Below are 20,428 nucleotides of genomic sequence, written 5' to 3'. Positions count from 1 at the left end.
GATCCTACCCAGCGCCTCGCGGGTCACCAGTTCTCGTCCTGGTCGTCGAATCGCGTCATCTCGGCGTCGTGGTGCGAGGCGCCCTCCGCGCCCTCCTCGGCGACGGGCCGCGAGACCCCGAGCCGCTCGGACTCGCGGGTGAACCGCTCGACGAGCTCGTCGTCGAGGATCTCGTCGGCGTCACTGTCCTCGGTCTCCGAGAACAGCTGGCTCGCCGGCCCGATGAGCAGCGCAGCGCGACCGACGTCGCCCGAGGGACGGCGGACCGGGATCTCGACCGTCATCGAGCCCTTCGTCATGGCCAGAGCCTCGGCGTACCGCAGCAGCGACCGGGCGATCGCGGTTCCGGTGAGCACAGAGCTTCCGGCGTAGTGGATCCGTTCCATCCCCCCTTCCTACCCCTCGCCCGGCCGGAAGGTGCACCCGGTTGCGCGGGGATCCTCCGACGCGCTAGCGAGCCGAGGTGATGCGCCGGTCGAGAGCATCCCGGACCGCGGGCCACTCCTCGACCAGGATCGAGTGCACCGCCGTGTCGCGCCACGAGCCGTCGGTCCGGCGCTGGTCGTGGCGGAGCACGCCCTCGAAGACCGCCCCGAGACGGAGGATCGCGGCACGCGACCGCGCGTTGGCGGCGTCGGCCTGCAGCTTCACCCGCGAGTAGCCGCTGTCGAACGCGAGCCCGAGCAGCAGCCGCTTCGCGTCCGGGTTCACCGCCGTGGCCCAGACCTCGGGGGCGTAGGCGGTCCAGCCGAGGTGCGCCGCCTCCTTGGCCTCGTCGAAGTCGGCGAGGGAGGTGGTGCCGACCACGCGGCCGTCGAGCAGCACCGCGTAGGAGTTGCCCGTGGTCCACGGGTAGTAGCGGCGGACGAACGCGCGGAAGTCCTCGAGCGACTCCGGGAGTCCGGCGGGGCCGCCTCCGTAGCCGTTCGCGAAGACCTCGGGACGGGCGATCGCGCGGTGCAGGGGCTCGACGTGCTCGTCGGTCAGCGGCTCGAGGACGACGACGCGCCCCGTGAGGGCGGTGGGGGCGGGGCGGCGGATGCTCACCCGGACATTCTGGGGTCAGCGCCGCGAGCCGAGGAGTCCAGACGGCGTGCCAGCATGTGGTCCATGGACAGCGCCGCGATGTTCGAGACCTCCGCCACCGCCTTCCTCCGTCTGCTGGAGCGGATCGGGGACGACCAGTGGACCGACCCGGGCCTGGGCGACTGGGACGTCCGCGGGCTGGCCGGTCACACCGCACGCGCGGTCCTCACCGTCGAGACGTACCTGCGCGCCGACGACCCTGGTCGGAGGACGATCGACGACGCCCCCGCCTACTACCGCGCGCTCGCGGGTACCGTCGCCGACCCCGGCGAGGTCGCCCGGCGCGGAGTCGAGGCGGGCGTGTGGCTCGGCGACGCACCGGGCGCGGCCGTCGCCGAGGCCCTCGAGCGCGCGACGGCCCTCGTCGCCGAGCAGCCCCGCGGCCGGCTCGTCTCGATCGGCGGGCACGGCATCGAGCTCGACGAGTACCTCCGCACCCGCGTGCTCGAGCTGGTCGTGCACACGATCGACCTGTCGCGGGCCACGGGGATCCCGCACGCTCTCCCCGCCGAGGCCGTGGAGGCGTGCTGCGCTCTCGCGGGCGCCCTGGCCGCGCGCGCCGGCCGGGCGGAGGAACTCCTGATGGCCCTCAGCGGGCGCGAGCGGCTCGCCGAGGGCTTCTCGGTGGTCTGAGGCTCAGGCCACGGCGAGCGCCGCGACCGGAGTCACGCGGGTCGCGCGGCGCGCGGGCACGACCGCCGAGACCACGGTGATCACGGTGGCGACGACGACCACGGCGACGAGCACGGGCACGGGGATGCCCGGCGCCATCAGGCCGACGCCCTGCAGCGAGCCGAACACCGCGATCGCGCCGCTCCAGCCGTACGCGATGCCCAGGAGGAGACCGAGCATGGTCGCCGCCACGATCATCTGCGCCGCTTCGAGGACGACCATCGAGCGCACCTGCGACGCCGTGAGTCCGAGCGCGCGGAGCAGCCCCAGCTCGCGGCGGCGCTGCAGCACGCTCAGCGACAGGGTGTTCACCATGCCGACCGCCGCGAGCACGACCGAGAAGCCGAGCAGCACGCTCATCACCGCGGTGCTGGCCGAGATGAACTGCTCGAGTGCCGCGATCACCTCGGGGTTCCTCTCGCCGGAGGCCCGCACGACCGTGCCGAAGGTCTCGGCGGCGACGGCGAACATCGTGACCAGCGTCACTCCGATCACGAGCCCGATGACGGCGCGAGCGCTGCGTGCGGGATGCCGGATCGCGTTGGCCGACGCGAGCCGCGCGACGGGCCCGCGGCCGAACGCCCTCCCCACGAGCGAGGTCAGCGGAGGCAGCAGCACCGGCGCGCCGAGGATCACTCCCGTGAAGGAGACCATCCCGCCCACCAGGCCGATCAGGACGCCGGCCGGCGAGACGAGACCCACCACGACGCCGCCCGCGAGCAGCGCGAACCCGACGACGACGAGCACGATCGCGACGGCGTTGCGCCCGCGTCGACCGCGCAGCTCGTCGTAGCGCGGCTCGGCGGAGGAACCCGCCGCCTCGGCCGGAGCGACCTCGAGCACGCGGCGCGACCCCGCCCACGAGGCGATGACGGTCGAGGCCACCACGGCGAGGAACGGGAGCACCAGTCCCGGCGAGGCGAGCGGCACCCCGAAGCGGTCGAGAGCGCCGGTCCGGAACGCGATCTCGGCGCCGCCGGCGACCAGCACGACCGCGACGACCACGCCGATCCCGGCTCCGAGGACACCCTGCCGGAACCCGCCGCGCACGATCTCGCCGCGGAGGGAGCGGCCGGAGGCGCCGAGCAGGCGCAGGAGCGCGATCTCGCGGGTCCGGCCCGCGATGACGGTCGAGACCGCGTTGGCCGTGACGACGCCGCCGACGAACACCGCGATGCCGAAGAAGACGGCACCGACGACGGCGAGCATGAGGCCGATCGGGCCGACGTCGTCGAGGCCCGCGGCCGCGAAGGCGGCGGTGAGGTCGGTGATGAGCTGCACGAGGATGCCGCCGAACGCCCCCGAGAGGGCCGCGACGGTGACGATCGCGCCTCCGCCCTGCCGCGAACCGGTGCGGACGCCGCTCACGCCGCACGCTCCATCGCGAGCATGGCGCTCGAGATCTCCTCGGCGCTCATCCCCCGGCGGTCGTCGACGACGACCCCGTCGCGGAGGAAGACGATGCGGTCGGCGTACGCCGCGGCGATCGGGTCGTGGGTCACCATCGCGATCGACTGCCCGTACTCGCGGGTCGAGGTGCGCAGGAGGGTCAGCACCTCCCGCCCGGTGCGGGAGTCGAGGTTGCCGGTGGGCTCGTCGGCGAAGATCAGCTGCGGGCGGGTGGCGAGCGCCCGGGCGATGGCGACGCGCTGCTGCTGACCGCCCGACAGCTCGTAGGGCCGGTGCGCGAGGCGCTCGCGGAGCCCGAGCGAGACGACGAGGCTCCCGATCCACTCCTCCTCCTCGGCGGTGACCGCCCGGCCGTCGAGCTCGAACGGCAGGCGGATGTTGCCGCGCACGTCGAGCGTCGGGACGAGGTTGAACGCCTGGAAGACGAACCCGACGCTGCGCCGGCGGAGCAGGGTGAGCTCGGCGTCGCCCATCGCGGTGATCTCGACGTCGCCGAGGAACACGCGGCCCTCCGAGGCGGAGTCGAGGCCGGCGAGCACGTGCATGAGGGTCGACTTGCCCGAGCCGCTCGGGCCCATGACGGCCGTGAACTCGCCGCGCTCGATCGCGAGGGTGACGCCGTCGAGGGCGACGACGGGAGGCGTGGAGCCGTAGAGCTTGCGCACGTTCTCGACGCGCGCCACGACGGTGGAGGTCTGATTCTGCATGCCTCCGACGCTACGGAGGCGCCCGTGTCGCGGTCGTCGCCCGCCGGGCCCGCCCCGTCATCCGCGTGGGCTCCGGCGCGTCATCCCTCCGGGGGACGGGTCAGCGGGGGCGGGTCAGCGGGGCCGGAGTCCTGCGCGGCGGAGGGCGAGAGCGGCCAGCGCGGAGGTGGCGGCCGAGTCGCCCCGGCGCCAGGCGGGGACCGCATCGGGGTGCGCGGCGAGGATGTCGCGCGGCGACGCCTCCGTGAGCGCGCGCAGCGCCAGCAGCTCGGAGCCGGTCGGCGTCGCGCCGAGCGCCCGCAGCTCGGCGGTCCGCCGGGCGAAGCGCAGCCGGGGCCGCAGCCACAGCACGGCCAGCAGCAGGAGCGGCAGCCCGCCGACAGCGAGCCCGGCGACCACCGCGAGCGTCGTCGCGAGCTGCTGCTGGTCGCGGCCGGCGGCGGCGAGGACGGCTCCGGCTCCGCTCGCCTCGTCGAAGGGCGCCCGGACGGCGTCGCCGAGCAGCGGGATCCCGCCGAGGGTCGACCCCGCGTCGCTCATCGTCGTGCCGAATCCGCTCCCCGCGCTCTCGAGCCGGCGGCCGATCTCGGCGAGCCCGGCGATGAGCGTGCCGACCGCGATGCCGGCGGCCACGGCGATCACCGCGACGGCGATCGCGAGAGCATCGGCCACGATCTGCCGCGCGCGCACGGCGGGGAGGTCGGCGTAGATCTGCATGCGCCGATTATCCGGGCACTCCGGTGCTGCTCCGTCGACAACGAAGGATGGATTCGTCGGAGAGACCTCGGATCCGCATGAAGCGGACGTCCAACGGAGTCCATCCTGAATTCTTGACGTCACGTCGCCGGACGAGTGCGCAGACGGCTCCTCCACACCCCCGCGCGCTCGTCCTCCTGCCCCGGAACACCGGATCGGGCGACCACACCGACCTGCTTCTCGCGATCCTCGGCTGATGGACCTCGAGGCGGAACTGCACCGGCGCGGCGGCATCGCGAGCAGAAGTGCGCTGGTGGCGGCGGGGGCGACCGACCGCCGGCTGGCCTCGGCCGTCACCACCGGCACCCTCGTTCGCGGCCGCCGCGGCATGTACGCCTCGGGCCTGCTCCCCGAGGCCTCGCTCGTCGTCTTCCGCCTGGGCGGGCGCTTCGCTGCGACGGACGCGGCTCTGGGTGCTCAGATCGCGTCAGCTGCACGTGTGGGTCCCACCGAACGCTGCGCGCCTGCGAGCGCCGCGCGCAGTCCGCCTTCACTGGGATCCGGCGTGGCCGGACGACGAGCCGCTGCGGGTCTCGATCGGGCACGCACTCCTGCAGCTCGGCCGCACTGCCGGTGCGGAGGACATGCTCGTCGCACTCGAGTCCGCGCTCGAGAAGCGGCTCCTCGACCGCGACGACGTGGATCGGATCCGCGCCGCCTGTCCCGCGAGACTGCACGCCGCACTCGGCTTCGTCCGTGATGACGCGGGCAGCGGGCTCGAGACGCTCGCGCGCTGGCGCCTGCACCTCATCGGCGTCGATGCCAGGACTCAGGTCTGGATCGCCGGGGTCGGCCGCGTCGATCTCCTGATCGGCTCGAGCCTGATCATCGAGCTCGACGGCCGCTCCACGCACGACTTCGAGAACGACCGTCGCCGGGACCTGTTCGCCGCGAAGGACGGCTACGTCACCCTCCGCTTCTCAGCGACGCAGGTGCTGACCGCGTGGCCCGAGGTGGAGGCGGCGGTCCTCGCCGCGATCGAGCGCGGCCTGCACCGGCTCTGAGGTCAGAGCAGGTCGTGCAGCACGACGACCTGCTCGCGCTCCGGGCCGACGCCGATCGCCGAGAAGCGGGCGCCGCTCATCGCCTCGAGCGCGCGGACGTAGTCCTGCGCCGTCTGCGGCAGGTCCGAGAACTCGCGGCAGCCCGAGATGTCCTCCTGCCAGCCGGGGAACTCCTCGTAGATCGGCTTCGCGTGGTGGAAGTCGCTCTGCGAGACGGGCACCTCGTCGTGGCGGACGCCGTCGACGTCGTAGGCGACGCAGACCGGGATCGTCTCGAGGCCCGAGAGCACGTCGAGCTTGGTGAGGACGAAGTCGGTGACGCCGTTGATGCGCGCCGAGTAGCGGGCGATCGGGGCGTCGTACCAGCCGCAGCGGCGCGGGCGCCCCGTGGTGGTGCCGAACTCGAAGCCCTGCTTGCGGAGGTACTCGCCCCACTCGTCGAAGAGCTCGGTCGGGAACGGGCCGGCGCCGACGCGGGTCGTGTACGCCTTGATGACCGCGATGACGCGCTCGATGCGGTTGGGGGCGACTCCGGAGCCGGTGGCCGCGCCTCCGGACGTCGCGTTGGAGGAGGTGACGAACGGGTAGGTGCCGTGGTCGACGTCGAGCATGGTGGCCTGCCCGGCCTCGAAGAGCACCGTCTTGCCGGCGTCGAGCGCCTGGGCGAGCACGAGCGAGGTGTCGGCCACCATCGGGCGCAGGCGCTCGGTGTACTGCAGCAGGTCCTCGAGGACCTGCTCGACGAGGATCGCGCGGCGGTTGTAGACCTTCACGAGCAGGTGGTTCTTCTGGTCGAGGGCGCCCTCGACCTTCTGGCGCAGGATGTTCTCGTCGAAGAGGTCCTGGATGCGGATCCCGACGCGGTTGATCTTGTCGGCGTACGCCGGGCCGATGCCGCGGCCGGTGGTGCCGATCTGGCGCTTGCCGAGGAAGCGCTCCGTCACCTTGTCGAGGGTGCGGTGGTAGCTGGTGATGACGTGGGCGTTCGCGCTGACGAGCAGCTTCGAGACGTCGACGCCGCGGGCGCTGAGCGCCTCGAGCTCGTGGAAGAGCACCTCGATGTCGACGACGACGCCGTTCGCGATGACGGGCACGACCCCCGGGGTCAGGATGCCCGAGGGCAGCAGGTGCAGGGCGTACTTCTCGTCGCCCACCACGACGGTGTGCCCGGCGTTGTTGCCGCCGTTGAACTTGACGACGTAGTCGACCCGGCTGCCGAGGAGGTCGGTGGCGCGTCCCTTGCCCTCGTCGCCCCACTGGGCGCCGGTGATGACGATTGCTGGCATGGCGTGTCCTTCGCGAGTGGGCGGAGTCGGGGTTCGCCGAGCCTCGGCGGGCCGGCCGGGCATCGGATGCCGCATCCGCGCGGCCAGCCGATCGATTCTAGCGGAGAGGCCCTGAGGGCGGAGCGGGCGGCCGCGCGGCCGGAGCTCGGGCGGCCGGAGCGGAGGTGGCCGGCTCCGATCCATCGTCGAGCAATGCTCTCGAACCCGAAACGACTCGTTCACACGGAGCGCATAGGTTCGAGAGCGTTCACACTCCACCCATCACGCGAACAGGAAACCGATGCGCTCACTCCGCGCCGCAAGCCTCCTCGCCGTTCTCGCCGTGGGGGCCGCCACCGCCGCCCCCACCGCGACCGCGGCCACCCTCGACGACGGCGTCGAGCTCACCCTGGTGTCGACGACCGACACCCACGGCCACGTCTACAACTGGGACTACTTCGCGAACGCGCCGTACGAGGGCGAGGACACCCTCGGGCTCACCCGCGTCGCGACCGAGGTCGACCGCCTCCGCGCCGAGAAGGGCGACGACTCCGTCCTCGTCTTCGACAACGGCGACGCGATCCAGGGCACGCCGCTCACCTACTACTACGGTCTCGGCGACGGAGCCGCGGGCGTCCTCGCGGACGAGACGACGCATCCGATGGCCACCGCCTTCAACACCATCGGCTACGACGCCCAGGTCGTCGGCAACCACGAGTACAACTACGGGCTCGACATGCTCAGCGCCTACGAGGGCGATCTGAACGCCCCGCTGCTCGGTGCGAACGTCGTCGACGTCGCGACCGGCGAGCCGTACCACGACCCCTACACGCTGATCGAGCGCGAGATCGACGGCGAGACCGTCACGGTCGGCGTCCTCGGCCTGGTCACCCCCGGCGTCCGCGTCTGGGACAAGCAGTACGTCGACGGCGTGCTCCGCTTCGACGACATGGTCGAGACCGCGAAGAAGTGGGTCCCGATCGTCGAGGAGCAGGCCGACGTGGTCGTCGTCCTCGCGCACACTGGCCAGGGCACGGTCGCCGACGCCGACTACGACCCCGCGGACCTCAACGAGGACGTGGTCAACAACATCGCGACGCAGGTGCCCGGCATCGACGTCGTCGTCGCGGGCCACAGCCACCAGGACGTGCCGCAGACGCTCTACACGAACGTCGCCGGCGAGCAGGTCCTCGTGACGCAGCCCTACTACTGGGCGCAGGGCCTCACCGAGGTGACGCTGAACCTGGTGCCCGACACCGCGGGCGACCTGCAGGTCGACTGGTCGGAGGGCGCGGCTCCGGTCGCGACGCCCGTCTACGCGCGCGACATCCCCGAGGAGTCGACCGCCGTGCTCGACGCGCTCGCCGAGCAGCACGCCACGACGATCGACTACGTCAACACTCCCGTCGCGGAGTCGGTGGAGGAGCTCTCGGCCGAGACCTCGCGCTACGAGGACACCCCGATCATCGACTTCATCAACAACGTCCAGGCCGAGACGGTCGACGCGGCGCTCGAGGGAACGGAGTGGGCCGACGTCCCGGTCATCTCGCAGGCGTCCCCGTTCTCGCGCACGGCGGTCTTCCCGGAGGGGCAGGTCACGATCCGCGACATCGCCGGTCTCTACATCTATGAGAACACCCTGCGCGGAGTCGAGCTGACGGGCGCGGAGGTGCGCGAGTACCTCGAGTTCTCGGCGCGCTACTTCACCCAGGTCGCCCCGGGTGCTCCGTTCGACCCGGCGACGGGCACGAACGCGGTCACGCCCGACCGCCCGACCGGCATCCCCGACTACAACTACGACGCGCTCTCGGGCATCGACTACGTGATCGACATCTCACAGCCCGCCGGTTCGCGGATCCGCGACCTCGCGCACCCCGACGGCACCCCGGTCGCCGATGACGACGTCTTCGTGATGGCGGTCAACAACTACCGCCAGAGCGGCGGAGGCGCCTACCCCGCGGTCGCCGAGGCACCGGTCGTCTACGACGAGCTGCAGGAGATCCGCCAGCTGCTCATCGACTGGGCCAGCGCTCGCGGCGTGATCGACCAGGCCGACTTCTTCGATGCCAACTGGTCGCTGACGTCGGTCGCGGCGGAGGTGCCGGCCGAGCCGGGCACGCCCGTCGAGCCCGGGACGCCGACCGAGCAGCCCACCGCGGCTCCGGCCCCGACGACCACCGCGGTCCCCGTGGCCGGAGGCTCCCACTCCGGCCCGCTCGCGAACACCGGAGTCGAGTCGGGCGCGTTCCTCGGAGCGCTGCTGCTGCTCCTCTCGGGCGCCGCGCTGCTGATCGTGCGCCGCCGCCGCACCGCGTAGCGGAGGCACCGCCGGAGCACCTCCGGCTCGTCAGAACACGTTCGGCTCGCAGGATCCTCGGGATTCTGCGAGCCGAACGGCGTTCCACGAGCCGGAGGCGCGCCACGAGTCGCGCCCGACGACCTCCGGCTCGCAGAATCCGGTTCGGCTCGCCGGATCCGACGATTCCCGCGAGCCGGACTCGATTCAACGAGCCCGAGGTGCGTCGGCAGTCGCGACACGCTCAGCACCCGTCCGCGTGGGGAGCGGACCGTAGCCGTCGCGCACGACGGCAACGACGGCGGCGACGACCGCCCAGACGATCAGGGCGGCGACGACGATGAGGAAGACCATGGCGAACTCCTTGAGACCCGGGCGCTGTCTGCACCGAGGACGACGATCCGCGTAAGGCCCCCCGGGCCGCATCGGGCGATCGCCCTATCCGTCCCGATCCGCGCCGTTCCGCGGATCGTGGGCCCGATTCCTCCGTCGACACCCCTCGCGGGCCGCCTTCCCCGATCGGAGGCGCCCGCCAGCTCGGACGCGCGAGCCGGCACCGCGATCGGGGCGCCCGGCGACTCAGGCGCGCGAGCCGCCTCCGCTCCCGGGATAGGGCGACCGCCCGATGCCCCGGGCAGCACTCCCGCGCGAGCCTCTCCTCATCACCACGACGAGAGGACCGGCATGATGCTCAGCGAGTACTCCTTCCCCACCCTTCTGGAGGACCGGGAGCGGCGCCTCGACCGGGCCGCAGAGGTCGAGCGCCTGCGCCGCGAGCGCGAGCCGCGCCGCCCTGCTCCCCGGCGGAGCGGGCTGCTCCGCCTCCTCCACCGCCCGCTCCACGCCCGCCCCTGACGGGGTGCGGGCCGTTCCGGTCGGCGACCCGCGGGAAACCGACACGACGCCCGCCGCACCCCCTCCGGCGACGGAGGTCGGTGGCACCATGATGCCCATGCCCCTCCCGCTCGCCCCGACCGCCCTCGTGGGGCGCGACGACGACCTCGCGGCGCTGCGGCGGGCCTACGAGCGCGTTCTCGTCGACGGCACGCGCACGGTCGTCGTCGGCGGCGAGGCGGGCATCGGCAAGAGCCGGCTCGTGGCCGAGTTCGTGCAGCGGCTGCCGCCCGAGGCGCTCGTGCTGCGCGGCCAGTGCGTCGATCTCGACCGCGACGCCCCGCCCTACGCGCCGATCACCGCGCCGCTGCGCGAGCTGGCGCGCGTCGTCGGCTCGGACGAGCTCGCCGCGATGGCCGGCCCGTCGGCCGAAGGGCTGCGCATCCTGCTCCCCGAGCTGCCCGCGAGCGGGGAGCCCGCCGCGGCCGCTCCTCCCGTGCTCGAGGCGGTGACCGTCGCGCTCGAGGCGGCGTCCGCGCTCCGCCCGATCGTGCTCGTCGTCGAGGATCTGCACTGGGTCGACCCGGCGACGATCGGGGTCCTGCGCTTCCTGGTGCGCGTCGCGTCCGCCGGGCGGATCCTCGTGGTCCTCACCTTCCGGAGCGATCAGCTGCGCCGGGGCGACCCGCTGCGCAGCTGGCTCCCCGAGCTCGAGCGGAGCGACCGGGTGCAGCGGCGCGAGCTCGCGCGGCTCGACCGGCGCGGAGTCGAGGCGATGGTCGCGTCGCTCCGCGGCACGCAGGTCGCCCCGCGCGACCTCGCCCTCGTGGTCGAGCGCACCGAGGGGGTGCCGTTCTTCGTCGAGGAGTTCGCGCGCGCCGAGGCGGCGAGCGTCCCCGAGTGCTACCCGGAGTCGCTGCGCGACGTCCTCCTCGCCCGCTACGACGGACTGAGCGAGCCCACGCAGAAGATCCTGCGCACCCTCTCGGCGGGCGGCACCTGCGTCGAGCACGACCTGATCGCCGTGGTCCACGGCGACGCCGACGCCGTCGAGACCGCCGCGCGCGAGGCGATCGCGGGCGGCGTGCTCGTCGTCGACGGCAGCAGCTACAGCTTCCGGCACGCCCTCGTCCGCGACGCCATCCACGACGAGCTGCTGCCGGGCGAGCGGGTCCGCGCCCACACCTGCTACGCCGACGCGCTCGAGGCGCGGGGCCCGGCCGCCGCCTCCGAGATCTCGTACCACTGGATGGCCGCGCACGACTCCGAGCGGGCGTTCGCCGCCTCGCTGACCGCCATGGCGCACGCGCGGGCGTCCTTCGCCCACGCCCTCGCCGCGCGCATGGGCGAGCGGGCGCTCGAGCTGTGGGAGCAGGTGCCGGCCGAGGCGCGCGGCCGCGACCGGGCCGAGCTCCTGGGCTCGACCGCCCACCACTTCCGCGATGCGGGCGAGAGCGAGCGGGCGATCGCGCTCGTCGACGAGGCGCTCGCGATCGACGGCCTCGCTGCGCCCCGCCGGGCGACGCTCCTGCGCGACAAGGCGTCCTACCTCGCGAACCTCGGGCAGGTCGGCTCCGTCGTCCTGCTGCGGGAGGCGCTCGCCCTCCTCGAGGGCGCAGAGCCGAGCGTGCTGCGCGCCCGGATCCTCGGCGAGCTCGCCGCCCGGCTGATGCTCGAGGCCGACCTCGACGAGGCCGTCGCCGTCGCCGACGCGGCGGCGGTGGAGGCGGAGGCGGTCGGGTCGCAGGGGCGCAGGAGCGTCGCGACGAACATCCGCGGCATGGCGCTCGTCGAGCTCGGGCGGGTCGACGAGGGCCTCGCTCAGCTCGAGCTGGCCGGCGCGCTCGCGGGTGACGACGACTCCGCCCGCCTGCGCTACTGGCTCAACCTCTCCGATGCGCTCTCGCTCGTCGGCCGGTTCCGCGAGGCGGTGACCGCGGCCGAGGAGGGTGCCGAGCACGCCCGACGGCACGGGGTCGCGCGCACGCTCGGCGCGATGCTGATGGCCAACACCGCCGACGCCCTCGCCTCCGTCGGCGAGTGGCGCCGCGCCGAGGAGCTGCTCGACCGGGCGCTCGAGCTCGACGCCCCGCTGGGCTTCGCCGCGCACCTGCAGCGCCGGAAGCTCTGGACGGTGCTGTGGCGCGGCGACCCCCGGGAGGCGGCCGCCCTGCTCGCGCGGTGGCGGCAGCCGATGAGCCGGCAGCTGCGCACGGAGCGGCACTCGCTCGTCGGTCTCGCGAAGGTCGCCGGCGCGATCGCGCTCGAGAACGGCGACGTCACGGGAGCCTGGGCCGAGGTCCGCGACGCGATCGGTCCGGAGCACCGCCCCCTCCCCTCCGCCGACCTCCTCCTGCTCGTCGTCGTCGCGCGCATCGTCGCGACCGCCCGCCGCGAGGGCGTCCTCCTCGTCGACCGCGAGGGCCGATCCGTCGATGCGGAGGCGCGCCTGCGGGCGATCCTCGCCACCGCCGCCGGCTGGCCGACCGCGCCCGCGTTCGTCGCCGTGATCGAGGCCGAGCTCGGCGGCGCCTCCGGCACGGGCGACGACCCCGCTCTCTGGGCCGCCGCCGCCGCGGCCAACGAGGCGCCCACCGCGCTCGTGCACCTGCTCCCCTACTCCCGGCTCCGCCTCGCCGAGGCGCTGGCCGCCGCGGGACGGCGCGAGGAGGCGGAGCGGGAGGCGCGCGCCGCCTGCGCCGTCGCCGAGCGCGCAGGGCTCGGGCTGCTCGTCGACGCCGTCGACCGCTTCGAGCGCCGCCTCGGGCGCGGTGAGGCGACGCCGGGCGCCGCTCCGCTCGGCACCGAGCCGCTGACCGACCGCGAGCGCCAGGTCCTCGAGCTCGTCGCGCAGGGCCTCGGCAACCGCGCCATCGCCGAGGAGCTCTTCATCAGCGTCAAGACGGCGAGCGTGCACGTCTCGAACATCCTGCGCAAGCTCGGCGCGTCCACCCGCACCGAGGCCGCCTACCTGGCGCGGAGGGCGACGGCGGGCTGAGCCGCCGTCAGCTCCGGGATGCGCGCCGGCGCGCCCGCCAGGCCGAGAACGCGCCCGTCGACCAGAGCGCCCAGACGACGAGCAGCGGCTGGAAGACGAGCCGGGTCGCGCGCGCGGCGTCCGTCTCGAGGCCGAAGGCCGGGGTGCGCGTCACGAGCTGCGAGACGTTGCCCGGGAACACCGCCACGAAGAACGCGGCGACCACGACTCCCACGACCACGCGCCACCGCGCGAGCAGCACGAGCGAGAGCCCGAGCACGATCTCGACGACGCCCGACGCGACGACCACGACGTCGGGATCGAACGGGAGCCAGGGCGGCACCTGCGCCTGGAAGGACTGCCGGGCGAAGCTCAGGTGCCCGATCCCCGCCGTGACGAGCACGAGGCCCAGGAGGATCCGGGCGATCGTCCGCGGGACGGAGCGTCGCCCGCCGGCGGGAGGCATGGGTGCGGTCATGCCTCCAGTCTGCGCTCGGAGCACGCCACCGCCGGGCCGCGCGCGCCCTGGTGACCCCGCCCCGTATCCTCGATACCGCCGTACGTCCGCAGACCGTGAAACGAGATCCATGAGCACCCTGCCCCGCCTGATGGCCTTCGACCTCGACGACACCCTCGCCGCCTCGAAGTCCCCGATCGATCCCGAGATGGCCGATCTCTTCGTGCGGCTGCTCCAGGCCACCGAGGTCTGCATCATCTCCGGCGGGCAGATCGCGCAGTTCCGGATGCAGGTGCTCGACCGCCTCGAGGGCGCCGACCCCGCGGTGCTCGCCAAGCTCCACCTCATGCCCACCTGCGGCACGCAGTACTACCGGTTCGACGACAGCGAGTGGAAGCAGATCTACGCCGAGAACCTCACCGACGACGAGAAGTCGCGCGCCCTCGCGGCCGTCGAGGAGAAGGCGAAGGAGCTCGGCTACTGGGAGTCCGAGACCTGGGGTCCGATCCTCGAGGACCGCGACTCCCAGATCACGTTCTCGGCCCTCGGCCAGGCGGCGCCCGTCGCGATCAAGCAGGCGTGGGACCCGACGGGCGAGAAGAAGAACACCCTCCGCGAGGCCGTCCAGGCCGTGCTGCCCGACCTCGAGGTGCGCTCCGGCGGCTCGACCTCGGTCGACATCACCCGCAAGGGCATCGACAAGGCCTACGGGATGAACAAGCTCACCGAGCTGACCGGCATCCCCCTCGACGACATGATCTTCGTCGGCGACCGCCTCGACCCCGACGGCAACGACTACCCGGTGAAGGCCATGGGCGTCGAGTGCTTCGCGGTCGAGGGCTGGCACGACACCGCCGCCTACCTCCGCTCCTACGGCATCTGACCCTCGAGCGGTGGGGACGGCCCTCTCGGTGGGCCGTCCCCACCGCTCCGCGGGATCGGGCCGCCCCGCAGGTGACGCCGGGCGGGCACCGGCCTACCATCGGAGGCATCCCCCGCGGATGCCCACGCGACGTCCGCTCCACCTCGAGCACGACGGAGACGCGACATGGGCACGATGGACGACATGATGAGGGCGATGCCGATGTCGGGCGGCGCCACGATGGACACGACCGCGATGCAGGCCTGCATCGACGCGTGCTCCGTCTGCATGCAGGCGTGCACCATGTGCTCCGACGCGATGGCGGGCATGGAGGGCATGGGCCGCTGCGCCTCGATGTGCGCGAGCTGCGCCGACATGTGCACCACCCTGATGCGCATGATGATGCGGCCGATGAGCATGGACGCGATGACGATGCGCCCGATGCTCGAGGCGTGCATCGCGATGTGCCGCGCCTGCATTGAGGAGTGCTCGAGCCACGCCGGGATGAGCGAGACCTGCCGTCTCTGCGCGATGGCCTGCGAGGACTGCATGAAGGCCTGCGAGGCGATGCTCGCCTCGATGGCGACCGCGTGATCGTCAGCGCGCGACGCTGATCAGCCCGTCTCCTGCCGCGAGCACTCCGTAGCGCTCGTGCAGCGAGACGGGTGCGCCCGCGGCGAGCGCCGTCGGCGCGTGGTGCCAGACCCGCACGGTCGCGCCCGACTCCCAGGCCACCAGGCCGATCCAGCCGTCCTCGTCGACGGAGGCGACCAGCGCGTCCGTCCAGCCGCTCGGGGTCGCGCGGGCCAACCGCAGCTGCAGCGCGCCGAGTCCGTGACCGGCGCGGTCGTGCACGCACATCCCGCCGCGCTCGCAGGCGGTCTCGACCGTGATCTGCAGGCGGGTGCGGGGGGACATCGCGGGGCCTCTCGTCGGGGCGGGTGATTCGTCGTCGCCACGCTAGGCGCGCGCCCGCGCGGGCGCACCCGCTCCCGTCACACGCCGCAACACGCCTCAGCGGTCGTCGTTCAGCGAGCCGCTCGCCGTGCCGTCGAGGGTCAGGCGGAGGCGCTTCGGCAGCTTCGCGACGACGATCGCGTGCGATTCGGTCACCAGCTCGAGCAGCAGCCCCTCGTCGACCCGCCCGCCGGCGTCGACGGTCACCCAGTGCCGCTTGTTCAGGTGGTACCCGGGCTCGACGCCGTCGACGCCGGCGACCAGGTGCACCACGTTCTCGGGCAGCGCCTTCACGCTCACGACCGGGCGGCCGAACCGCTCCGACTCGAGCGCGAACACCTTGCCGCCGACCTTCCAGACCAGGGTGCCGGGTCCGAAGGGGTGGCTCGCCTCCGCACCCGGCAGCTCGTTCAGGAGGGTCGCGAGGGGGTCCATCGCCCCATTCTGCTCGCCGCGGCCGTCTCCGTCGCGGTCGGTAGACTCGTCCGGTCGTCCGAGCAGCCAGTGGAGCGTCCTCCGCTTTCGGGCGTCCAGGATTCGGACCCGACGATGCCAGACCCCCAGGCGCCTCCGCGCCGATCAGCCCTCGGCCGCGCGACCGGGCGGTACGCGCAGGCGTTCGCGATCCCCGGCTCGCTCGCCTTCTCCTCCTCCGGCTGGATCGGGCGGTTCCCCAAGGGCAGCCTCGCGATCGGCGTCCTGGTGATGGTGACGGACGTCTCGGGCAGCTACGCGCTCGGCGGCGCCGTCTCGGGGACGCTGACCCTCTCGCTCGCCGCGGCCGGCCCGCTCTGGTCGCGGGTCATGGACCGCTGGGGCCAGCGCCGCGCGCTCGCCCTGTCGCTCCCGCTGCTCGTCGCCGCCTCCCTCGGCCTCGTCGCCGCCGTGCTGCTCGGCGCGCCGGTCTGGACCTGGTTCGCGCTCGCCGTCGTCGCCGGCGTCTCGGTGATCGACATCGGCTCGGCCGTCCGCTCGCGCTGGAGCGCCACCACCTCCGATCCGGCCCTCCGGCACACCGCGTACTCGGTCGAGTCGGTGGCCGACGAGGCCGCCTTCGTCGTCGCTCCGCCGGTCGTGACGCTGCTCGCCACGCTGGTGCACCCGGCCGCCGGCGTCGTCGTGGGCCTGGGCATCGGGCTCGTCGGAGGCGTCGCCCTGCTCGCGCAGGTGGGTACGCAGCCGCCGCTCGCGCCCGTCGCCGACCGGACCAGGGTGCGCATCCGCCTCCCCCTCGGGCTCGTCGGCGTCGTCGCGGTCTTCGCCGCGATCGGCGGAGTCTTCGGCTCGTTCAACGTCGCCGCGATCGCCACGGCGGAGGCGGCGGGCGCGGAGGCCGCGTCGGGGCTCCTCCTGTCGGCGTACAGCATCGGCAGCGTGCTCACCGGAGTCGTCGTGGGCGCCGCTCGTCTGCCCGGCTCGCCGCGCTCGCGCTTCGTCGTCGCGGGCCTCGTCTTCGGCGTCGTGGTGCCCGTGCTCCTGCTGGCCGGTTCGCTGCCCGTGCTCGCGGTGCTGGCCTTCGTCGCGGGCCTGGCGACCTCGCCGCTCCTGATCACCGGCTCGAGCCTCGTCGAGACGATCTCGCCCCGCAGCCGCCTCACCGAGGCCCTCGCCTGGCCGCCCACGGGCCTCGCCCTGGGCGTCACCGCCGGTTCCGCCCTGAGCGGCCTCGCCGTCGAGTCCGCCGGCGCCCAGTCCGGCTTCACCGTCACCGCCTCCGCCGCCGCCCTCGGCGCCCTCCTGTCCCTCGCGACCGCCGCCTTCCTCCGCTCCCGCCCGGCCGCCCCCGACCGCTGACCCCTTCCCGCTCTCGCTGCCCCTTTCTGCGCGCCCGACCCCCGGCGCACCCTCTCGGCCCGCGCAACCGAGGCTCAACGGATCGCTCCCCCGACCCTCGTGCAGAAAGCCCCGCACAGCCTCAGCTGCACGCCCAGACCCCCGCCACCGTCGCCCGAAGACGCGCCCACCCAGCACCCGCTCACGCCGAAGGCCCGCCCCTCCCTGGACACTGCTCGCGCTGAAAGCGCGGCCCCTCCGGCTACTGCTCGCGCCGAAGGCGCGGCCCCCCGGCTACCGCTCGCGCTGAAAGCGCGGCCCCCCGGCTACCGCTCGCGCTGAAAGCGCGGCCCCCTGGCTACTGCTCGCGCTGAAAGCGCGGCCCCCTGGGTACTGCTCGCGCTGAAAGCGCGGCCCCTCCGGCTACCGCTCGCGCCGAAGGCGCGGCCCCCTGGCTACCGCTCGCGCTGAAAGCGCGGCCCCTCAAGGCTCGTGCCGCAGGCACGGCCCCGCCTGCAACCGTGTGCGGATTAGCGCTCAGTTGCGGTGATCGCAAGGCGGAGGAGGAAGTCGTAGCGGAGCTACGGCGCCCGACGACAACGCCGCGAGCGGCGTGACTGAGCGCTAATCCGCCCCGAGGATGACGATGGCGGCGGTGGGGGGTAATGCATCCTCGTGGTACCGCTCGATCTCGGGGATCGCGATGGGGTCGGCCTGCTGGAGGAAGCCGGTGAGGCGGTCGACCTCGTCGGTCTCGCCGATCGATTCGGCGGCGCGGCGGAGGGCGTAGAGGGCGAGGAGGAAGCCGCGGTTGGGTCCGTGGCGCCAGGGGATGGGGCCTTGGCCGCGCCAGCCGGCGGTGCGGAGGAGGTCGAGGCCGCGGTGGTAGCCGACGCGGGCGTAGGCGTAGGAGGGCAGCGCGGCGTCGATCCCCCAGACACTGTCGGCCAGCAGGGCCCAGGCGAGCGGGGAGCGCGGGTGCGCTGCGGCGAGCGCGGCGAACTCGACGGCTCCGGGGTTCGTGTGCTTGGCGAGTGCCGCGGTCACCGCGGGCTCGTCGGGGAGGAGGGTCGGTTCGGGGCCCAGCAGGTTCTCGCCACTCATGCCCCCAGGCTATCCCGCTCCTCCTGTGCCGGTCCGGGGAGCCCCGTCCGATCTCCCGCGAGGTCGCCCGGCTCCACCATCGCCGAGCTCCCTGGCCGGCCCCTCGTCCGATCGCGGCGCCCGCAAGGCGCGTCAGGAGTCGTCCCGGAACCACGGCATCGCGCGACAACGCCGCGGCCCCCGCCCACCCCGGGATCGTCGCCCGATCGTGGTGATCGCAAGGCGGAGCAAGGAGTCGCACCGGAACCACCGCGACGCGCGACAACGTCGCCCCCCCCGCCCACCCGCGGATCGTCGTCCGGTCGTGGTGATCGCAAGGCGGAGGAGGAAGTCGTAGCGGAGCTACGGCGACCGACGACAACGCCGCGAGCGCCGCGACCGGGCGGCGATCCGCGGATAGCATCGGGGGATGGCGACTAACCGCAATGATGTCGAGTGCTGGCTGACCGACATGGACGGCGTGCTGGTGCACGAGAACAAGGCGCTCCCCGGGGCGCCCGAGCTGATCCAGGAGTGGACGGACGCCGGTGTCCCGTTCCTGGTGCTCACCAACAACTCGATCTTCACTCCGCGGGATCTGGCGGCGCGGCTGCGGGCGTCGGGGCTGCACGTGCCCGAGGAGCGGATCTGGACGAGCGCCCTCGCGACGGCCGATTTCTGCGCGTCGCAGATGCCAGGGGGCAGTGCGTTCGTGATCGGCGAGGCCGGCATCACGACGGCGCTCCACGAGGCCGGCTTCATCATGACCGAGACGGCGCCCGACTACGTGGTCGTCGGCGAGACCCGCAACTACAGCTTCGAGGCGATCACGAAGGCGATCCGCCTGATCGTCAACGGCGCCCGGTTCATCGTGACCAATCCGGACGCGACCGGGCCCAGTGCCGAGGGCGTGATGCCGGCGACCGGAGCGATCGCGGCGCTGATCACGAAGGCGACCGGCAAGGACCCGTACGTGGTCGGCAAGCCGAACCCGATGATGTTCCGGTCGGCGATGAACAAGATCGGCGCGCACAGCGAGAACACCGGCATGATCGGCGACCGCATGGACACCGACATCATCGCGGGCATCGAGGCCGGCCTGCACACGGTCCTGGTGCTCACGGGCATCAGCGACCGCGCCGAGATGGAGCGCTACCCGTTCCGTCCCGACGAGGTGCTGAGCGGCGTGCACGAGCTGCTCTCGTCCGAGCCGATCGAGTCGGAGTTCCCGCCCGACGCCGTCGTCTGAGCCGACCCGGACTCCGTCGCCCGCACGCGCAGCGCGAACGGCGGTCCGGGGGACGCCGTCTGCGCCCGGGTCTCCCGGTCGAGGGTCGATCGGTCGCGAACGGCTCCCCGGGGCGACTCGAGCCAGCCATTCATGACGGATCGACCTCCTCCCACGAGCGCGTGCGGGTACCTCTCCGACATCCGGCGCAGGCGGAGCGCTTCCTGCTGATCGAGCAGCCCGCGCAGCAGGCGTATCGAGATACACCAGCGTCAGAAGGCCGGATCAGAGGCCGATCTGCGGATGCCGACGGGTCCCGACACGCCCCTGCGGGGCTGCTCGACCGGCAGGTATGCGGGTCCGCTGTTCGATCGGCGAGGAAGCCGGTGAGGCCGCGTTCTCAGAAGCGGACGTGCTGCAGGACCCAGGCGTGCATCGTCACGGCGGCCGCGGCCGAGGCGTTGATCGAGCGGGTCGAGCCGAACTGCGAGATCTCGAGGATCGCGTCGGAGGCGGCGAGCGCCTCCGCGGACAGCCCCGGACCCTCCTGCCCGAACAGCAGCACGCACCGCTCCGGCAGGGCGTAGGTCTCGAGGGGCACGCAGCCCGGGACGTTGTCGATCGCGATCAGCGGCACCTCCGCCTCCGCCGCCCACTGCACGAGGTCGGCGACCGTCTCGTGGTGCTGCACGTGCTGGTAGCGGTCGGTCACCATCGCGCCGCGCTTGTTCCAGCGGCGGCGCCCGACGATGTGCACGGCCTCGGCCCCGAACGCGTTGGCGCTGCGGACGATCGAGCCGATGTTCATGTCGTGCTGCCAGTTCTCGATGGCGACGTGGAACGGGTGCCGCGTGCTGTCGAGCTCGGCGACGATCGCGTCCATCCGCCAGTAGCGGAAGCGGTCGACGACGTTGCGGGAGTCGCCGTGCGCGAGCAGCTCGGGGTCGAGCCGCGCGTCGGTCGGCCACTCGCCCTGCCACGGTCCGACGCCGTTCGTCGTGGCCTCGACGGAGGCGGAGGGCCCGGCTTCCTCGGTCGGCGCGTTGTCCTCGGTCACGGAC

The 20,428-nt window shown here is 73.2% G+C and carries 21 protein-coding genes; 9 read left to right on the top strand and 12 right to left on the bottom strand.

The window, feature by feature from the left end; translation table 11 throughout:
• Window positions 1-23: 23 nt before the first annotated feature.
• Window positions 24-386, bottom strand: a complete 363-nt coding sequence (locus tag GSU68_RS00850; protein WP_159905248.1) for a hypothetical protein — start codon at window positions 384-386, stop codon at window positions 24-26.
• A gap of 64 nt (window positions 387-450) precedes the next feature.
• Complete coding sequence (locus GSU68_RS00845; protein ID WP_159905247.1) at window positions 451-1,047, bottom strand: GNAT family protein; 597 nt, start codon at window positions 1,045-1,047, stop codon at window positions 451-453.
• A 63-nt stretch (window positions 1,048-1,110) separates the two neighbouring features.
• Between GSU68_RS00845 and GSU68_RS00840 the strand changes: the two genes are divergently transcribed.
• Entirely contained in the window at window positions 1,111-1,719 is a 609-nt protein-coding gene (locus GSU68_RS00840; RefSeq protein WP_159905246.1) for a maleylpyruvate isomerase family mycothiol-dependent enzyme, read from the top strand.
• Between the two features lie 3 nt (window positions 1,720-1,722).
• On the opposite strand, the gene GSU68_RS00835 is transcribed toward GSU68_RS00840, so the two are convergent.
• From GSU68_RS00835 to GSU68_RS00825, 3 genes are all read right to left on the bottom strand, one after another.
• Window positions 1,723-3,126 (bottom strand): ABC transporter permease, encoded by a 1,404-nt coding sequence (locus tag GSU68_RS00835; protein WP_159905245.1) that lies wholly within the window; start codon window positions 3,124-3,126, stop codon window positions 1,723-1,725.
• On the bottom strand, window positions 3,123-3,875 hold the full coding sequence (locus GSU68_RS00830; RefSeq protein ID WP_159905244.1) for an ABC transporter ATP-binding protein: 753 nt from the start codon (window positions 3,873-3,875) through the stop codon (window positions 3,123-3,125). The genes GSU68_RS00835 and GSU68_RS00830 overlap by 4 nt, the downstream gene beginning before the upstream one ends.
• 114 nt (window positions 3,876-3,989) lie before the next feature.
• Window positions 3,990-4,592, bottom strand: a complete 603-nt coding sequence (locus GSU68_RS00825; protein ID WP_159905243.1) for a hypothetical protein — start codon at window positions 4,590-4,592, stop codon at window positions 3,990-3,992.
• A 623-nt stretch (window positions 4,593-5,215) separates the two neighbouring features.
• Between GSU68_RS00825 and GSU68_RS00820 the strand changes: the two genes are divergently transcribed.
• Entirely contained in the window at window positions 5,216-5,635 is a 420-nt protein-coding gene (locus GSU68_RS00820) for a DUF559 domain-containing protein (protein WP_159905242.1), read from the top strand.
• Between the two features lie 2 nt (window positions 5,636-5,637).
• Here GSU68_RS00820 and GSU68_RS00815 read toward each other — a convergent pair whose 3' ends face one another.
• A complete protein-coding gene (locus GSU68_RS00815) occupies window positions 5,638-6,921 on the bottom strand; it encodes an adenylosuccinate synthase (RefSeq protein ID WP_159905241.1) in 1,284 nt (427 codons plus the stop codon).
• Window positions 6,922-7,201: 280 nt separating this feature from the next.
• Between GSU68_RS00815 and GSU68_RS00810 the strand changes: the two genes are divergently transcribed.
• Window positions 7,202-9,217, top strand: coding sequence for a 5'-nucleotidase C-terminal domain-containing protein (locus GSU68_RS00810; RefSeq protein WP_159905240.1), 2,016 nt, complete (start codon window positions 7,202-7,204; stop codon window positions 9,215-9,217).
• A 186-nt stretch (window positions 9,218-9,403) separates the two neighbouring features.
• On the opposite strand, the gene GSU68_RS19600 is transcribed toward GSU68_RS00810, so the two are convergent.
• Entirely contained in the window at window positions 9,404-9,550 is a 147-nt protein-coding gene (locus GSU68_RS19600) for a hypothetical protein (protein ID WP_167305270.1), read from the bottom strand.
• A 330-nt stretch (window positions 9,551-9,880) separates the two neighbouring features.
• On the opposite strand from GSU68_RS19600, the gene GSU68_RS00805 reads away from it, so the two are divergent.
• On the top strand, window positions 9,881-10,051 hold the full coding sequence (locus tag GSU68_RS00805; RefSeq protein ID WP_159905239.1) for a hypothetical protein: 171 nt from the start codon (window positions 9,881-9,883) through the stop codon (window positions 10,049-10,051).
• Window positions 10,052-10,148: 97 nt separating this feature from the next.
• On the top strand, window positions 10,149-13,028 hold the full coding sequence (locus GSU68_RS20010) for a helix-turn-helix transcriptional regulator (protein ID WP_159905238.1): 2,880 nt from the start codon (window positions 10,149-10,151) through the stop codon (window positions 13,026-13,028).
• Window positions 13,029-13,035: 7 nt separating this feature from the next.
• Here the strand turns inward: GSU68_RS20010 and GSU68_RS00795 are convergent, their stop codons facing one another.
• Entirely contained in the window at window positions 13,036-13,485 is a 450-nt protein-coding gene (locus GSU68_RS00795; RefSeq protein WP_159905237.1) for a DoxX family membrane protein, read from the bottom strand.
• 109 nt (window positions 13,486-13,594) lie between these two features.
• Between GSU68_RS00795 and GSU68_RS00790 the strand changes: the two genes are divergently transcribed.
• Both GSU68_RS00790 and GSU68_RS00785 read left to right on the top strand, forming a co-directional pair.
• On the top strand, window positions 13,595-14,347 hold the full coding sequence (locus tag GSU68_RS00790) for an HAD-IIB family hydrolase (protein ID WP_159905236.1): 753 nt from the start codon (window positions 13,595-13,597) through the stop codon (window positions 14,345-14,347).
• 165 nt (window positions 14,348-14,512) lie between these two features.
• Entirely contained in the window at window positions 14,513-14,920 is a 408-nt protein-coding gene (locus GSU68_RS00785) for a hypothetical protein (protein WP_159905235.1), read from the top strand.
• Window positions 14,921-14,923: 3 nt separating this feature from the next.
• Here the strand turns inward: GSU68_RS00785 and GSU68_RS00780 are convergent, their stop codons facing one another.
• Both GSU68_RS00780 and GSU68_RS00775 read right to left on the bottom strand, forming a co-directional pair.
• Window positions 14,924-15,244 carry a hypothetical protein gene (locus GSU68_RS00780; RefSeq protein ID WP_159905234.1) on the bottom strand — a complete coding sequence of 107 codons (321 nt, stop codon included), beginning with the start codon at window positions 15,242-15,244 and terminating at the stop codon, window positions 14,924-14,926.
• 96 nt (window positions 15,245-15,340) lie between these two features.
• Complete coding sequence (locus tag GSU68_RS00775; RefSeq protein ID WP_159905233.1) at window positions 15,341-15,718, bottom strand: MmcQ/YjbR family DNA-binding protein; 378 nt, start codon at window positions 15,716-15,718, stop codon at window positions 15,341-15,343.
• Window positions 15,719-15,832: 114 nt separating this feature from the next.
• Between GSU68_RS00775 and GSU68_RS00770 the strand changes: the two genes are divergently transcribed.
• Window positions 15,833-17,077, top strand: coding sequence for an MFS transporter (locus GSU68_RS00770; RefSeq protein ID WP_159905232.1), 1,245 nt, complete (start codon window positions 15,833-15,835; stop codon window positions 17,075-17,077).
• A 603-nt stretch (window positions 17,078-17,680) separates the two neighbouring features.
• On the opposite strand, the gene GSU68_RS00765 is transcribed toward GSU68_RS00770, so the two are convergent.
• Complete coding sequence (locus tag GSU68_RS00765; protein ID WP_159905231.1) at window positions 17,681-18,160, bottom strand: DUF3151 domain-containing protein; 480 nt, start codon at window positions 18,158-18,160, stop codon at window positions 17,681-17,683.
• Between the two features lie 409 nt (window positions 18,161-18,569).
• Here GSU68_RS00765 and GSU68_RS00760 point away from each other — a divergent pair, with 409 nt between their 5' ends.
• Window positions 18,570-19,388, top strand: a complete 819-nt coding sequence (locus GSU68_RS00760) for an HAD-IIA family hydrolase (protein ID WP_159905230.1) — start codon at window positions 18,570-18,572, stop codon at window positions 19,386-19,388.
• A 379-nt stretch (window positions 19,389-19,767) separates the two neighbouring features.
• Here GSU68_RS00760 and GSU68_RS00755 read toward each other — a convergent pair whose 3' ends face one another.
• On the bottom strand, window positions 19,768-20,424 hold the full coding sequence (locus tag GSU68_RS00755) for an RNA methyltransferase (RefSeq protein ID WP_159905229.1): 657 nt from the start codon (window positions 20,422-20,424) through the stop codon (window positions 19,768-19,770).
• Window positions 20,425-20,428: the final 4 nt, after the last annotated feature.

This window comes from Rathayibacter sp. VKM Ac-2759, assembly GCF_009834225.1.
Classification (GTDB): domain Bacteria; phylum Actinomycetota; class Actinomycetes; order Actinomycetales; family Microbacteriaceae; genus Rathayibacter.
Note: the sequence above shows the minus strand (reverse complement) of the source record. Positions and strands in the feature narration are given on the sequence as shown.